Here is a 14,681-nt window from a genome sequence, read left to right as displayed (position 1 = left end):
CCCGTAGGGAGTTCCCCGCCATGAGTCACCCCCACCCCCTGCACCGTCCGCCCGTCGTCCGCCAGGTCTCCGAACTCATCGGCGCCACCCCGCTGTTCGAGCTGTGCCGCACGGAGAGCGACGCCCGGCTGCTGCTGAAGCTGGAGCAGTTCAACCCGACCGGGACGGCGAAGATACGCATGGCCCGGCAGATGGTCGTCGACGCCGAGGAGCGCGGGCTGCTGCGCCCCGGCGGGCGGATCATCGAGTCCACCTCCGGCAACACCGGGCTCGGGCTCGCCGTGGTCGCCGCCGAGCGTGGCTACACGTTCACCGCGGTCGTCGACCACCACGCGTCCAAGGACAAGCTGCGCGCCATGAAGGCCATGGGCGCCGAACTGGTCTACGTGGCCGCAGAGGGCGACGAGGACCTCGCCACGGCGGCGCGCGAGGAGCTGGCGGAGCGGATGGCCGCCGAGTCGGACAACGCGTACTTCACCGAGCAGCACAACAACATGGCCAACGGCGTCGGCTACCACCCGGTGGCCCGGGAGCTGGACGCCGCGCTGGACGGCCGTATCGACATCCTGATCGGCGCGGTCGGCACCGGCGGCGGGCTGTTCGGCACCGGGGGCGCGCTGCGCGCAGCCGTGCCGGACGTGCGGATCGTGGGGGTCGAGCCCAAGGGGTCCATCGCCTTCGGGCCGCCCGCGCACGACTACCACCAGTCGGGCACCGGCACACCCGAAGGCGCGACGATCGGCGCCATGGTCGACTACAGCCTGCTGGACGAGGGCGCGAAGGTCGGTGACGTCGAGGCGTTCGCCACCGCCCGCGCGGTCGCCCGCCGCACCGGGCTCATGCTCGGCGGCTCGGCCGGCGGAGTGGTGTACGAGGCGCTGACCCGGATGACGTCCCTCGCGCCGGGGACGACTATGGTCGCCCTGATCAACGACGGCGGGGAGAAGTACCTGGACACGGTCTTCGACGACGACTGGATGGGCGCCCGGGACCTGCTCTCCCCCGACACCGAACGCGAGGTGGACGAGCTGCTCGCCAAGCTCCGCCGCGTCGCGCCGGACATCCAGGGGTAGTTCGTCCCGTCGTCAGCGTCCCCCCACCTCAGGAACGGAAGTCGATGCCGCCCGCCCTCGCCCGCCTCCTCGGCGACAGCCGCGCCCTCGCCACGCTGGCCGTGCCGCTGGCGCTCACCCAGCTCGCGCAGGTCGCCCTCACCACCACCGACACCATCATGATGGGCCTGATCGGCACCGAGGCCCTCGCGGCGGGCGGCCTCGCCATGGTGATCTTCAACCAGTTGCGCACCATGGGCGTCGGGATGGTCACCGCCGTCGGCAACCAGGTCGCGGCGGCCGACGCGCGGGCGGAGTCGGCCGATGCACCGGGGGCCGCCGAGGACGAGGTCCGCGACCTGGTCCGGGCGAGCCTGCTCCTCTCGACCCTCGTGGGGGTCGTGGGCGCCGTGCTGATGGTGCTCATCGGGCACGCCGTGATCTGGCTGGGCCAGGACCCGGAGGTGGTCGACGCCGCGAAGCCCATCCTCTACACGATGGCGCCCGGCCTGATCCCCTGTCTGTGGTTCCAGGCGATACGCCAGTTCACCGTCGGCATGCGCCGCCCGCAGGCCCTGCTGCGGATCACCCTCGTCTCGATCGCCGTCAACGCCGGCCTCAACTGGGCCTTCATCCACGGCACCTGGATCTTCCCGGAGCTGGGCCTGCCCGGCATCGGCCTGGCCACCAGCCTGGTGTACGCCCTGTCCTGCCTGGCCCTGTACCTGTCCGCCCGGCGCGACCCCCGGCTGGCGCCCGTCCTGTCGCTCAGCGTCTGGAAGACCCGCCCCGCGACACTGCGCCGGCTGACCGGGCTCGGTGCGCCGATCGCCGCCACCTACGGCTCCGAGGCGGGCTTCTTCTTCGTCGTCGCCCTGTTCGCGGGCAGCTTCGGCACGGCGGCGCTGGCCGCGCACACCGCCGTCAACCAGCTCGTCTACATCGTCTTCCAGATCGCCGTCGGCCTCTCCCACGCCGCGTCCATCGGCGTCAGCCGGGAGCTGGCGCTGCACAACCTGGCCGCGGCGCAGCGCCTGAAGGCCACCGCCGTGGCCTGCGCGGCGGCCGTGATGGCGGTGGTCGGGCTGGTGTACGTGACCGCCCCCGGCCTGGTGCTCGCGCCGTTCTTCGACACCGGTGACGCCAGGGCGGTCGACATCGCCACCCAACTGCTGCTGGTCGCGGCGGTGCTGCAGTTCTTCGACTGCGCGCAGAACATCGGCGTCGGCCTGCTGCGCGGCCTCGACGACACCAAGGGCGGCTTCCGCGTCACCCTCGTCGGCTACTGGCTCGTGGGCCTGCCCGCCGCCGCTCTCCTCGGCCTCGCCCTGGGCCTGGACACCCTCGGCATCTGGCTCGGCCTCCTCACCGGCCTCGCCACCACCGCCGTGCTCCTCCTGCGCCGCTTCGACCGCGGCCTCGGCCGGCTGCCCCGGCCCACGGAAGCGGAGCCCTCCCAGGCCTGACCGGCGGCGGCACGGCGGACCGCCGGGGCGTCCCCGTCGGGGTGCCGTGCTCAGTGGGCCCCGGTCAGGGTGTGGTCGTGCCCCGCTCGGCGACGAACACCGGCTTGAGGTGCCGCTCGGGCAGAGCCTCGGGGAGCTGTTCCCAGTCGAGGACGTGGGAGACGACGCGGGCGGGGTCGACCGTGCCGGAGGCGGCGAGCGCGAGGGCGTCGGGCAGGTGGGCGCGGACGTTGTCGCGGGCAATCCGCAGGGTGACCCCGGTGAGGTACATGTCGAGCAGCGGCAGCTCACCGGGGCGGAAGTGGTTGCCCGCCGACTCGCAGACACCTTCGGGGGCGAGGGAGTTGACGGCGAGCGCGAGCTGGTCGACGCGGCCGGTCGCCTCCACGGCGAGGTCGAAGCCGTGGCGGACCGGTTCGATCGTCTCGGCGGTGCGGGCGCCGAAGCCCTCGGCGAGCCGGCGGTGCTCCGCGTCGGGGTCGACGTAGAGGACGTCGGAGGCGCCGAGGGCGCGGGCGATGTCGCACACGTAGAGGCCGATGCTGCCCCGGGCGACGACCAGCACCCGCGCGCCGGGGCGGGCCTTGAGGTGGGGCGCGACCAGGCGCCAGGACAACGACCAGTTGTCGCTCGCGGAGGCCACGGCGACCGGGTCGAGGCCCGCCGGCAGCGGGACGAGCATGGCGTCCGCGTACGGCACACGGACCAGGTCGGAGAAGAGGCCGCCCCAACTGCCGCCGATCGGCGCGCCGTACATCGCCATGTGCGGCACGGAGGCGCAGTGGGCGGTGAGCCCGTCGCGGCAGTGGCCGCAGGTGCCGCAGCTGATGGACCAGGGCACGACGACCAGGTCGCCGGGGGCGACGGCGGTCACGGCGTCACCGATGTCGATGACACGGGCGACGCACTCGTGGCCGAGGGCGAAGGGCGGTTCGATGAAGCCGTGGCCCGCCAGGATCGCCGAGTCCACGTCGCAGGAGGTCGCTGCGACCGGCGCGACGACGGCCTCGCCGGCCGACCGCACCCGGGGGTCGGGGGCCTCGCACCACTCGACGGTGCGGCGGGCGACGTACGTCACCTCACGCATCGGCCTGCTCCGCGTTCCCCCGCGCCAGGGCGACGAGGTCGGCGTAGCGGATGACGGAGCCGCCCGCGCCCCAGGTTCCGTCCGGCTGTTCGTGCACGAGCACCCACACGCGCGGCGCGTCGTCCGGGGCGAGGCCGGCGGCCGCCAGGACCGTCTTCGTCGCGTCCTGGACGAGGCCGGCCTTGCGGCGTTCCGACAGGGCGCCTTGCGGCACCGTCACCTCCACGAGGAGGCGGGGCGCGTCGTCCTCGGCGGTGGTCTGGGCGCCGTCGGGCAGTTCGACGAGGTAGCTCCACGCCTGGGCCCGGAAGAACGCGGTGTCGGGCGCTCCCTCCCAGCGCAGCAGGACGGCCGCGAGGTCGCGCTGGACGGTGGCGCGGCCCTCCTCGGTGAGGGCTCCCGTGGGCACGGTCAACCGGATCATGGGCATGGCAGCTCCTATGACGATCGTTATAGACCTGGGCCACGCTAGACTATGACGGGCGTTATAGCCAGGGGCGGCCGAGACTGCGACGGACCGCCGGGGATCGGAGGGAGTGGCGCGGTGACCAGGAGCGGCAAGCCGTCGCGTGAGCGGATCGTGGCCGGGGCCGCGGACATGATCAGCCGGCGCGGACTGAGCGCCACGAGCATCCGGGAGATGGCCAAGCACGCCGAGGCACCGCTCGGCTCGACGTACCACTACTTCCCCGAGGGCAAGCAGCAACTGGCCACGGAGGCGGTCCGGTTCACCGGTGAGTGGGTCGCGCGGAGTCTGCGCAAGGAGTTGGAGGCGGGGCCGGCGGCGGGTCTGAGCGCCTTCCTGGACCTGTGGCGCGGGATCGTGGTCGAGAGCGACTTCCACGCGGGCTGCCCCGTCCTGGCGGTGGCCATCGAGGAACCCCCGGCGGACGGGGTGCCGCCCGCGCTGGTCGCGGCGGCCGAGGTCTTCGAGCAGTGGGAGGCCCTGCTCGCCGCCTCCCTGCGGGAGCACGGCGCCGAGAGCGAGCAGGCCTCACAGTTGGCGACGCTCGTGGTGGCGGCCGTCGAGGGCACGGTGGCCATGTGCCGCGCCAAGCGCAGCACCCAGCCCCTGGATCGCACCGCCGAACAGCTCCAGGCCCTCATCGCCGCCGCCACACGGAGGTGACGCGGGGTCACGCGCCGAGCGCGGCACGGACGGCCTTGATCTTCTCCTCGGTGAACACACCGCTGTCGAGGAGGGAGAGGACGGACAGCACGCCGCCGCTGGAGCCCCAGCTGCCCTCGTCGATGACCCGGAAGTTCACCCACCAGGCCGGCGACGGCTGCGCGAGTCCGCAGGCGTCGGCCAGTGCGGCGAGGACGCGTTCGATGACGGCGGCCCTGACCTCCTGCCGCCAGTCCCCGTCCATCACCGCCACGTCGATCACCATGACGTCGGCGTCCGGACCGAGGTCGGACAGCAGCCGCCCGCCGATCGCCATCATGTCCGCCTGACGCTCCACGAAGTGCACCTGGAACCCGCTCCGCGCGAGCGGGGCGAACTGCCCCACCTCCGGCACGAGGACCGCGTCCGTCAGCGTCTCGGCGAGTATGCGGCGCCGCTCCGGGCCCAGCCGTCCGACCGGGGTGGTGACGGTGATGATCGTCATGACCTGCTCCTATGACAGTCGTTATAGACGAGGGTCAGGGTACACGCTTCTATAACGACCGTCATAGCCGCTCGGCGGGCGGGTGATCAGCGCCGTCCGCCTCAGTTCGTGGGGGTCAGGAGTTGGGTGGCCGCCAGTTGTGCGTACAGCTCGTCCTCGGCCACCAGTTCCTCGTGGGTGCCGACGGCGCGGACCCGTCCGGCGTCCATGACGACGATCCGGTCGGCTCCCGTCACCGTCGACAGACGGTGGGCCACCACCAGCACGGTGGTCTCCCGCGCCACCTCGGTGAGGACGTCCCGTAGTGCCAGTTCGTTGACGGCGTCGAGCTGTGAGGTCGCCTCGTCCAGGAGGAGCAGGCGGGGTTTGCGCAGCAGGGCGCGGGCGATGGCGATGCGCTGCCGCTCGCCGCCGGACAGCTTGGAGCCGCGGTGTCCGACCGGGGTGTCCAGGCCGTGGGGGAGGCGCTCGACGAGGGTGTCGAGCTTGGTCCGGGCCAGGACGTCGCGGATGTCGTCGTCGCTCGCGCCGGGCGCGGCGAAGACCAGGTTCTCGCGGAGTGTGCCGGCCAGCACCGGGGCGTCCTGCTCGACATAGCCGATCGCGGCCCGCAGCCGGGGCAGCGACCAGTTCCGTACGTCCTGTCCGTCGACGAGGATCCGGCCGCCGGTGACCTCGTGGAACCGCTCGATGAGCGCGAACACCGTCGACTTGCCCGCACCGGAGGGCCCCACGAAGGCCGTCGTCCCCGAGCCCGGCACCTCGAAGCTCACCTGGTGGTGGACGTACGGCAGGCCCGGGCGATAGCGGAAGGACACGTCCTCGAAGCGGACCGACGCCGGGCCCGGCACCGCCGCGCCCTGCCGGGGCGGGGTGTCCTGCCGCCCGATAACCGGCTCCGTCGCCAGACGTTCCACCGCCGCGATCCGGGAGATGGCCGCCGACCCCTCCTGATAGGAGGACACGGCGTCGACCAGCCGGGACACCGGCTCCATCAGATAGAAGAGGTACAGCAGGAAGGCGATGAGCGTGGACACGGGGATCGCCCCGGACGCCACGCGCGCCCCACCGACCGCGAGCACCGCGAGGAAGGCCAGCTGTACGGCGAGTTCGTCGGCCGAGCCCGCCGCGGACTCCCACTTGGCGCTCTTCACACCGTGCCGCCAGGCCCGCCGCGCCGCCGCCTCCACGCGGGCGGTCTCCCGGCCCTCGGCGCCGGACGCCTTCACCGTACGGAACGCTCCGAAGGCCCGCTCCAGCGCGACGGAGATCTCCCCGACGGCCTGCTGCGACCGTTCGGTGGCCCGCGCGATCCGCGGCATCACCAGCGCGACGGCCCCGCCGACCAGCACGACCACGCCTAGCGTCACACCCAGCAGCACGGCGTCGAGGAACGCCATCATCACGATCGCCGCGACGAACGCGACCGCGCCCGTGGCCGCGGAGACGACCGCCTGCGTGCTGACCGCCCGCAGCAGCGTCGTGTCCGAGGTGACGCGGGACATCAGATCACCCGGCGGGATCCGCTCGAACTCCGCGATCCGCAGCCGCAACAGCCGCCCCACCACGGTGCGTCGAGCGGCCAGGACCACCGACTCCGCCGTCCGCTCCAGCACGTACGCGCCGTACGCCTCGACCGCCGTGCCCACCACCACCAGCACGGTGAGCCCGATCAGGATCCCGGTGATCGTCCCACCGGAGGCCATCCGGTCCACCAGCGCCTTCGTGGCCAGCGGCTGCAACAGCGCCCCGGCGGCCCCGACCAGGGCGCACAGCAGGCCGAGGACGACGGCCCACCGGTGCGGCCGGACGTACGTGTACAGCGCCCTGACCGTCTCCCGGGCGGACAGGGACGTCTCGGGGGACTCCTCCGTCGTCGGAGCGGATGCGGTGTTCACCGGGTTCCTTTCCTCGGCGGTCCGTGGCGGACCGGGCGTGCTCATGTGCCGGCTCAGCGGACGAGTCCGGCCGTTCCCGTGGCGAGGGCGCGTACCAGCGCTTCGGGGACCTCGGGGTGGACGACGGCCAGGACGAGGGCGCCCGTCGCCAGCATCAGACCGAGGAACTCCAGGAAGTCGCCCCGGCGGGGGACGACATCACGGCCGGGTACGTCGGCCGCTGACGCGAGGGGGGTGTCGGGCTCCTCGTGCCGCGCACGGTGTGTCATGCCTCCAGCCTGGAAGCCCCGCCTCCGCACGCCCATCCGGCACCCGTCGGGTCGACCCCCGCCGAGTGGCGGAAGGAGGTCATCATCGGGTCGCACACGGGCCGGGGCCGACGGAAACGTGGCTGCTGGGGTCCGCTCGGGTCGGGTAGCGTGCGGGGCATGTCGAGTCCTGAGTCGGATGACGCGGGGGCTTTCGGTCACGCCGTCAGCCCCCTGAACCACTGAACGCGTAGCCCTGTCGTCGTACCGCCCTCCGCGGCGGGACGAGGGTGCGCTCGGGGCTGGCCGCGGTGACGAGATGACCTTCTCGTGCTTCTCCTCACCTCGGAGCCACTCGATGCCTCTCCCCCTGTATCTGCTCGCCGTGGCGGTCTTCGCCATGGGCACCTCGGAGTTCATGCTCGCCGGCCTCCTGCCGGACATGGCCTCGGATCTCGGCGTCACGGTCGGGACGGCGGGCACGCTCACCTCGGCGTTCGCGGTCGGCATGGTCGTCGGCGCTCCCCTGGTGGCCGCGCTCGCCCGCGACCGGCCCCCGCGCTCCGGCCTCCTCGGGTTCGTCCTCGCCTTCGCGGCGGCTCATGTCGTGGGCGCCCTCACCACGAGCTTCGCCGTCCTGTTCGCCACCCGGGTCGTCGCCGCGGTCGCGAACGCCGGGTTCCTCGCCGTCGCCCTGACGGCCGCCGCCGCGCTGGTCCCGCCCGAACGGAAGGGACGCGCGCTGGCCGTGCTGCTGTCGGGCACGACGGTGGCCACGGTCGCCGGTGTCCCCGGCGGGTCGGTGCTCGGCACATCGCTCGGCTGGCGGGCCACGTTCTGGGCCGTCGCCGCGCTCTGCCTGCCCGCGGCGCTCGGCATCCTGAAGGGGATCCCGGCAGGACGCGGGAACGACGAGGCGACCGACAGGCCGTCCCTCACCGTCGAACTCGCCCAACTCGCCCGGCCACGGCTGCTCCTGGTGATGCTGCTGGGCGCACTGGTGAACGCGGCGACGTTCGGCGGCCTCACCTTCCTCGCCCCCGTGGTGACCGGCACCGCCGGGCTGGGCGAGTGGTGGGTCTCCGTCGCCCTGATGCTCTTCGGCGCCGGCGGCTTCGTGGGCGTGAGCGTCGCCGGCCGGCTGTCCGACCGGCGCCCGGTCGAAGTCCTCGCGGTCGGCGGACCGTTGCTGCTCCTCGGCTGGCCGGCCCTGGCACAACTGGCGGACGAGCCGGTCGCGCTGTTGGTCCTCGTGTGCGTGCAGGGCGCCCTGTCGTTCGCGCTGGGCGGCACCCTGATCGCACGCGTCCTCCACGAGGCGGCGGGAGCACCCACCATGGCCGGCTCGTACGCGACGGCGGCGCTCAACATCGGCGCCGCCGCCGGCCCCGTCATCGCCGCGACCGCCCTCGGCACCCGGGCCGGGGCCCTCGGGCCGCTGTGGGCGAGCGGACTCCTCGTCGCGGTCGCGCTGCTCGTCGCGCCGCTGCTCGCGCTCCCCCTCCGTACCGCCGTCGCGGCCCACCGGGGCACGGAGGAGCGGGCGTGATCCATCCCTGACAGGCGGGATCGCTCCCTGACAGGCGGGATCGCTCCCTGACGGACGGGATTTCCTCCTAAGGGAGCGTGATGCCGAGGCGCTCCGCCAGTTCGTCGGCGGAGACGCCGTACGTCTGCCGGATCCGTACGCCGTCGGGGCCGACGTCGAAGACGCCGCAGTCCGTGTAGACGCGGCTGACGCAGCCGACGCCGGTGAGCGGGTAGGTGCAGCGGGGCACGAGCTTCGGCTCACCGGAGCGCGTGAAGAGCGTCATCATCACGTAGACGTCCTTGGCGCCGATGGCGAGGTCCATGGCACCGCCGACGGCGGGGATGGCGTCGGGCTCACCGGTGTGCCAGTTGGCGAGGTCACCGTCGAACGCCACCTGGTACGCCCCGAGGACGCACACGTCGAGGTGGCCGCCGCGCATCATCGCGAAGGAGTCCGCGTGGTGGAAGTACGCCGCGCCCGGCAGTTCGGTCACCGGGACCTTGCCGGCGTTGGTCAGGTCGGGGTCGACCGCGTCGCCCTCGGCCTTCGGCCCCATGTTGAGCATGCCGTTCTCGGTGTGCAGCACCACCCCGGAGTCGGCCGGCAGATGGTCGGCGATCTTGGTGGGCTGGCCGATGCCGAGGTTGACGAAGGCGCCCGCCGGGATGTCGCGAGCGATGACGGCGGCCAACTCGTCCATCGAGAGCCGGTGGTCGGCGCCGACCGGCGGCGCGGCGTCTCCCCCGCCGCTCGCCGGGCTCGCCGGCCCGGCCTCCGGCGTGGTCGTCGGTGTGGTGGTCATCGCGCCCCCTGCACGGTGTAGTGACGGGCCTCGACCTGGACGATCCGGTCGACGTAGATGGACGGGGTGGCCACGGCCTCGGGGTCGAGCTGCCCGGCCTCGACGACCTGGTCGACCTGGACGATGGTCGTCGTCGCGGCCGTGGCCATGACCGGTCCGAAGTTGCGGGCGGTCTTCCGGTAGACGAGGTTGCCCATGGTGTCCGCGCGGTGGGCGCTGATCAGCGCGTAGTCGCCCTTGATCGGGTACTCCAGCAGATACTTCCGGCCGTCGATCTCCCGCTCCTCCTTGCCCTCGGCGAGCGGAGTGCCGACCGCGGTCGGGCAGTAGAACGCGCCGATGCCGGCACCGGCCGCGCGCATCCGCTCGGCGAGATTGCCCTGCGGCACGACCTCCAGTTCGACCTTCCCGGCTCGGTAGAGGTCGTCGAAGACCCAGGAGTCGACCTGGCGGGGGAAGGAGCAGAGCACCTTGCGCACCCGGCCGGCGGCGAGGAGCGCGGCGAGCCCGACATCGCCGTTGCCGGCGTTGTTGGACACGATGGTGAGGTCCTTCGCCCCCTGCCGGATGAGCGCGTCGATCAGGTCGAACGGCATGCCCGCCAGGCCGAAGCCCCCCACGAGCACGGTGGACCCGTCCTCGATGCCGGCGACCGCCTCGTCGGCGCTCCGCAGGATCTCCGCCCTGCTCATGCGTCCACCCCCGTCACATCGCAGTTCTCCAGGACGACGGCCAGGCCCTGGCCGACACCGATGCAGATCGCGGCGACGCCGTAGCGCTGCCTCGTCTCCCGCAGCACCTTGGCCAGCGTGCCGAGGATCCGGCCGCCCGAGGCGCCGAGGGGGTGGCCGATGGCGATGGCGCCGCCCTTCTGGTTGACGAGGGCGGGGTCGACCTTCCACGCGTCGAGGCAGGCGAGGGACTGCACGGCGAACGCCTCGTTGATCTCGACCGCGCCCACCTGGTCCCAGCCGATCCCGGCCCGGGCCAGCGCGCGGTTCGCCGCCTCGACCGGCGCGTAGCCGAAGTCCTGCGGCTCCAGCGCCATCACCCCGCGCCCGGCGATCCGGGCGACCGGGTCGGCCCCGATCGCCGCCGCGGCTCCCTCGCTGCCCAGCAGCACCGCTGAGGCACCGTCGTTGAGCGGGCTCGCGTTGCCCGCGGTGATGGTGCCGCCCTGCTCCGGTGTGCGGAACGCCGGCTTGAGCCCGGCGAGCACCTCCGGCGTGGAGCCGGCGCGGATGCCCTCGTCACGGGTGAGGTCGACGCCCTCGACCGGCGTCACCAGGTCGTCGTAGAAGCCCGACTCCCAGGCCGCGTGGGCGAGTCGGTGGGAGCGGGCGGCGAACTCGTCCTGCCGTTCACGGGTGATGCCGAAGCGCTCCCGGAGCCGCTCGTTGGACTCGCCGAGGCTGACCGTCCACTCCTTCGGCATGCGCGGGTTGACCAGCCGCCAGCCGAGCGTCGTCGAGACCGCGGTGACGTCGCCGGCCGGGAACCCCTTCGCCGGCTTGGGCAGCACCCACGGGGCACGCGTCATCGACTCCACGCCGCCGGTCAGCACCACCTCGGCGTCGCCGGACTCGATCTGCCGGCTGGCCGTCATCGCCGCGTCGAGGCTGGACCCGCACAGCCGGTTGACCGTGCTGCCGGGCACGCTTACCGGGAGCCCGGCGAGCAGCGCGGCCATCCGGCCGACGTTGCGGTTCTCCTCGCCGGCGCCGTTGGCGTTGCCCCACACCACGTCGTCGATCGCGGCCGGGTCGAGCCCGGGCACCGTCGCGAGCGTCGAGGTGATCGCGGCGGCGGCGAGGTCGTCGGGGCGGACACCGGCCAGCGCGCCGTTGAAGCGGCCGAACGGCGTCCGCGTCGCGGCGTAGATGAAAGCACTCATGGAAGCGACGCTAATCCAGGGCTGCGATATTCTGAAGTACGCATATTCGACCTGATTGATATGGAAGACGTATGGATGACGTATGGATCTGCGGCACCTGAGGTACTTCGTGGCGGTGGCCGAGGAGCGTCATTTCGGGCGGGCCGCCGAGCGGCTGCACATGGCTCAGCCGCCGCTCTCCCAGCAGATCCGGCAGCTGGAGGCCGAACTCGGGGTCGAGCTGCTCCGCCGCACCACGCGCCGCGTCGACCTCACCGAGGCGGGTCGCGCCTATCTCGCGCGGGCCCGGGCGATCCTCGCCGACGTCGACGAGGCCGGCCATCACGCCCGGCGCGTCGCCGCCGGCACGGTGGGGCATCTCGCGATCGGGTGCGTGGGCTCGGCGACGTACAGCCTCCTGCCCGCGCTCTCGCGGCGGCTCTCGGAGGCGCTGCCCGGTGTCGACTTCTCCTTCCGCGGCGAGATGCTCGCACCCGACCAGGTGGAGGCGCTGCGCACCGGCGCGATCGATGTCGCGCTGCTGCGCCCGCCGTCGGCCGATCCCACGCTCACCGTGCACGCCCTGCGCCGGGACCGGCTCGTCGTCGCCGTCCCGGTCGACCATCCGCTCGCCCGCCGGAAGCGGCTACGGGTGGCGGACCTGGCCGGGACCGACCTGATCGTGCACTCCGCCGACCGCAGGTCGGTGATGTACGACGTCGTGATGGCCCTCCTGCGCGGCGCCGGGGTAGAGCCGCATGTCCGGCACGAGGTCGGCGAGACGTCGACGCTGATCACGCTGGTGGCCGGGGGTCTCGGCGTGGCGGTGGTGCCCGAGCCGGTGACCGCGCTGGCCCTCGACGGTGTCGCGTACCTGCCGCTGGTCGGGGCCGACGCGCGCGTGGAGCTGGCCGTCGCCCACCGCGCCGACCGCGCGGAGCCGCACCTGGAACGCACGGTGGGGATCATCCGGGCGGCGTTCTGAAGGCCCTTTCGCGACGGCCCGTCGGAGGCACGGGAGGTGGCGGCCGGGGCGCGGCGCTCGGATCACACCGGCGGCGAGCGGCGGCGGCCCGGTCGGAGCTGCGACGGGGACGAGATGCCCGCACGCTGGAGGTCGGGGCGCGCTGTCCACGGGGCGGGGGAAGGAGGCCGACATGGCGAAGGACCGGGGCAACGGCAACAGGCTGAAGGAGGGCGACAAGGTCGCCTGGAGCAGTCACGGCGGCCGGGCCGAGGGCGAGGTGGAGAAGGAGATCACCGAGCGGACGGAAGCCGCGGGCAGGACGGTGGACGCCTCGCCCGAGGACCCGCAGTACCAGGTCCGCAGCGAGAAGTCCGGCCGCTCCGCGGTGCACAAGCCGTCCGCGCTGAAGAAGAAGTGACGCCGCGTGGAGGGCACCGAGCGCAAAGAGACCTGGGACGAGTTCCGCGAGCTGGTCAACATGAGGCCGACCGAGCTGGAGGAGTGGCTGGATTCGGAGGAGTCGCGCGGTGCCGGACAGCACAAGGACGGCGGCGAGTCCACGGGCCACGCCTCCGGGCGCCGGATCGTCGGCATCCTGCGCACGGCGAAGGGCGACCTCTCGGACGACGACTACCGGCACATGCGGAAGGTCGTCGGCTACATCCGGCGGCACCTCGCCCAACGACCCTCGGGTGACCCGAGGGACACCAGGTGGAGGTACTCGCTCATGAACTGGGGCCACGACCCACTGGCCTGACGGATGCCGCGCGGCCGGGGCGGGACGGCGAGGGCATCCTGGCCGCCGAACTCGATCTCGACGACCTCGCCCGCGCCCGGTTCGACCTCGACACCACCGGCCACTACGCCCGCCCCGACGTCTTCACCCTGCTCGTCGACGAGTCCCCCCGCGCCAACGTGACCGGCGGCTGAGCAAGGTGACCCGTCCCAAGGGGACCCGTGCGACAGCTCCGCCCCGGAGCGGGCCGCGAAGCTATCGTGCGGGGTGTGACGTTCAGTGGTGGTGGGGCCGGTGATGCGAGGCGGCCGGGAGCGCGGCTGCGGGTGACGGTGGACGCTCTGCGCGCGGCCAAGGCGGAGAGCCCGGAACTCTTCTCGTATCTGCTCGGCGGGACCGTCGACGAGGAGAAGGCGCGGGCCGCGGCGGGGGACGGGGTGCCCCCGGAGTTCCTGGACTTCTGCCGTGTGCTGGACGGTGCGAGCTGCAGCCCGTCGGTGCAGCTCTTCGGCCTGGAGGAGGCCCTCGGGCACCAGTTCTACTGCGATCCGATCGTCGACTGCGTCCTGCCGCTGTCCCCGGAGAAGCTGTTCTGCGTCGGCATGATCCATGAGACGCCGGTCTACGTCGACCGGGCGGACGGCGGTGTCCTCGGCATCCCCGACGAGCACCGCGAATGGCCGGACGCCGAGCGCTTCGAACATCTGGCGCCCAGCCTGGAGGAGTTCTTCGTGGAGCGGTTGGCGACAGTCGCGTATGTACGGATCGGGCTGGTCGACGACGAGTTGGCGGAGTACGACGAGTGGCTGACCCTGCTGCGGCGAGCGGGGCTCGCGGCCTGACCCCGCCCGCGCTCCCAGCCCGTACGCGTGAGCCGTGCGCGTGGCCCGGCAGCCCCGCGTCGGCACTCCTCACAGGGCGATCAGCCCTGCCGCCGTCTCCCTGAAGCCGCACGCGTCGAAGTAGAACGGCCGCAGGTGCTCCTCGAAGTCGACGTGCAGCCAGGCGCAGCCCGCGTCGCGGCTCCCCTCGGCCGCCGCCCTGATCAGCGCCGCCCCCACCCCGTTCGACCGGGCGGCGGGGGCCACGACCGTGTCCAGGACGAACGCGTGGGCTCCCCCGTCCCAGGCGACGTTGACGAAGCCGACCAGCCGGCCCTGCTCGTCCCGGGCACAGACCCAGCCGAGGCTGTGGCGCCGCAGCCTCGCCTCCCAGTCCGTCCGGCCGACGGGGTGGCCGAACCCTTCCGCGTGCAGCTCGTTGAGAGCGGGGTTGTCGACGTCGCCCCGCCACTGGTACGTGATCGTCATGGCGCAACCGTAGTGAACGGTGATCGTCCGGCGCGGGGGCCGGAGCGGTCGAGGATCGTCGCGCAGGCGGGGGTGGCGGTGCAGGTCGGGCCGGGGTG

18 protein-coding genes are annotated in these 14,681 nt (G+C 72.9%); 9 read left to right on the top strand and 9 right to left on the bottom strand.

Features of this window, described 5'->3' with window-relative positions; genetic code table 11:
- The first annotated feature begins 20 nt into the window (after positions 1-20).
- Both AOK23_RS36190 and AOK23_RS36185 read left to right on the top strand, forming a co-directional pair.
- Positions 21-1,073 carry a cysteine synthase family protein gene (locus tag AOK23_RS36190; protein WP_055716754.1) on the top strand — a complete coding sequence of 351 codons (1,053 nt, stop codon included), beginning with the start codon at positions 21-23 and terminating at the stop codon, positions 1,071-1,073.
- A gap of 44 nt (positions 1,074-1,117) precedes the next feature.
- Entirely contained in the window at positions 1,118-2,518 is a 1,401-nt protein-coding gene (locus AOK23_RS36185) for an MATE family efflux transporter (RefSeq protein ID WP_055716753.1), read from the top strand.
- Positions 2,519-2,582: 64 nt separating this feature from the next.
- On the opposite strand, the gene AOK23_RS36180 is transcribed toward AOK23_RS36185, so the two are convergent.
- Together AOK23_RS36180 and AOK23_RS36175 are read right to left on the bottom strand one after the other, a co-directional pair.
- Complete coding sequence (locus AOK23_RS36180) at positions 2,583-3,605, bottom strand: zinc-dependent alcohol dehydrogenase (protein ID WP_055716752.1); 1,023 nt, start codon at positions 3,603-3,605, stop codon at positions 2,583-2,585.
- On the bottom strand, positions 3,598-4,035 hold the full coding sequence (locus tag AOK23_RS36175; RefSeq protein ID WP_055716751.1) for a tautomerase family protein: 438 nt from the start codon (positions 4,033-4,035) through the stop codon (positions 3,598-3,600). Before AOK23_RS36175 ends, AOK23_RS36180 begins: the two co-directional genes overlap by 8 nt.
- Before the next feature lie 114 nt (positions 4,036-4,149).
- On the opposite strand from AOK23_RS36175, the gene AOK23_RS36170 reads away from it, so the two are divergent.
- Positions 4,150-4,734: a TetR/AcrR family transcriptional regulator gene (locus AOK23_RS36170; RefSeq protein ID WP_079049905.1), complete on the top strand. Its 585-nt coding sequence runs from the start codon at positions 4,150-4,152 to the stop codon at positions 4,732-4,734.
- A 7-nt stretch (positions 4,735-4,741) separates the two neighbouring features.
- On the opposite strand, the gene AOK23_RS36165 is transcribed toward AOK23_RS36170, so the two are convergent.
- From AOK23_RS36165 to AOK23_RS36155, 3 genes are all read right to left on the bottom strand, one after another.
- Entirely contained in the window at positions 4,742-5,218 is a 477-nt protein-coding gene (locus AOK23_RS36165; RefSeq protein ID WP_055716750.1) for a hypothetical protein, read from the bottom strand.
- Between the two features lie 101 nt (positions 5,219-5,319).
- On the bottom strand, positions 5,320-7,116 hold the full coding sequence (locus AOK23_RS36160) for an ABC transporter ATP-binding protein (protein ID WP_055716749.1): 1,797 nt from the start codon (positions 7,114-7,116) through the stop codon (positions 5,320-5,322).
- Between the two features lie 53 nt (positions 7,117-7,169).
- Positions 7,170-7,385 carry a hypothetical protein gene (locus AOK23_RS36155; protein ID WP_055716748.1) on the bottom strand — a complete coding sequence of 72 codons (216 nt, stop codon included), beginning with the start codon at positions 7,383-7,385 and terminating at the stop codon, positions 7,170-7,172.
- Positions 7,386-7,722: 337 nt separating this feature from the next.
- Here AOK23_RS36155 and AOK23_RS36150 point away from each other — a divergent pair, with 337 nt between their 5' ends.
- On the top strand, positions 7,723-8,913 hold the full coding sequence (locus AOK23_RS36150; protein WP_055716747.1) for a Cmx/CmrA family chloramphenicol efflux MFS transporter: 1,191 nt from the start codon (positions 7,723-7,725) through the stop codon (positions 8,911-8,913).
- A gap of 67 nt (positions 8,914-8,980) precedes the next feature.
- Here the strand turns inward: AOK23_RS36150 and AOK23_RS36145 are convergent, their stop codons facing one another.
- From AOK23_RS36145 to AOK23_RS36135, 3 genes are read right to left on the bottom strand one after another with little or no spacing between them, the layout of a single operon-like run.
- Positions 8,981-9,697, bottom strand: coding sequence for a 3-oxoacid CoA-transferase subunit B (locus tag AOK23_RS36145; RefSeq protein WP_079049904.1), 717 nt, complete (start codon positions 9,695-9,697; stop codon positions 8,981-8,983).
- On the bottom strand, positions 9,694-10,389 hold the full coding sequence (locus AOK23_RS36140) for a 3-oxoacid CoA-transferase subunit A (RefSeq protein WP_055541118.1): 696 nt from the start codon (positions 10,387-10,389) through the stop codon (positions 9,694-9,696). Before AOK23_RS36140 ends, AOK23_RS36145 begins: the two co-directional genes overlap by 4 nt.
- Positions 10,386-11,591: a thiolase family protein gene (locus tag AOK23_RS36135; protein WP_055716746.1), complete on the bottom strand. Its 1,206-nt coding sequence runs from the start codon at positions 11,589-11,591 to the stop codon at positions 10,386-10,388. The genes AOK23_RS36140 and AOK23_RS36135 overlap by 4 nt, the downstream gene beginning before the upstream one ends.
- Before the next feature lie 82 nt (positions 11,592-11,673).
- On the opposite strand from AOK23_RS36135, the gene AOK23_RS36130 reads away from it, so the two are divergent.
- The 5 genes from AOK23_RS36130 (at position 11,674) to AOK23_RS36110 (ending at position 14,115) form a co-directional block, all read left to right on the top strand.
- Entirely contained in the window at positions 11,674-12,555 is an 882-nt protein-coding gene (locus AOK23_RS36130; protein ID WP_055716745.1) for a LysR substrate-binding domain-containing protein, read from the top strand.
- Between the two features lie 172 nt (positions 12,556-12,727).
- Positions 12,728-12,955 (top strand): hypervirulence associated TUDOR domain-containing protein, encoded by a 228-nt coding sequence (locus AOK23_RS36125; RefSeq protein WP_055716744.1) that lies wholly within the window; start codon positions 12,728-12,730, stop codon positions 12,953-12,955.
- 60 nt (positions 12,956-13,015) lie between these two features.
- Positions 13,016-13,294, top strand: coding sequence for a DUF3140 domain-containing protein (locus tag AOK23_RS36120; RefSeq protein WP_420823781.1), 279 nt, complete (start codon positions 13,016-13,018; stop codon positions 13,292-13,294).
- Entirely contained in the window at positions 13,249-13,467 is a 219-nt protein-coding gene (locus AOK23_RS36115; protein ID WP_055716742.1) for a hypothetical protein, read from the top strand. Before AOK23_RS36120 ends, AOK23_RS36115 begins: the two co-directional genes overlap by 46 nt.
- Positions 13,468-13,599: 132 nt before the next feature.
- Positions 13,600-14,115, top strand: a complete 516-nt coding sequence (locus AOK23_RS36110) for a hypothetical protein (protein WP_240496718.1) — start codon at positions 13,600-13,602, stop codon at positions 14,113-14,115.
- Positions 14,116-14,184: 69 nt separating this feature from the next.
- Here AOK23_RS36110 and AOK23_RS36105 read toward each other — a convergent pair whose 3' ends face one another.
- A complete protein-coding gene (locus tag AOK23_RS36105; protein WP_055716755.1) occupies positions 14,185-14,583 on the bottom strand; it encodes a GNAT family N-acetyltransferase in 399 nt (132 codons plus the stop codon).
- Positions 14,584-14,681 lie beyond the last annotated feature (98 nt).

The organism is Streptomyces torulosus (assembly GCF_001419765.1).
GTDB lineage: Bacteria > Actinomycetota > Actinomycetes > Streptomycetales > Streptomycetaceae > Streptomyces > Streptomyces torulosus.
This window is presented reverse-complemented; position numbering and strand designations above follow the sequence as displayed.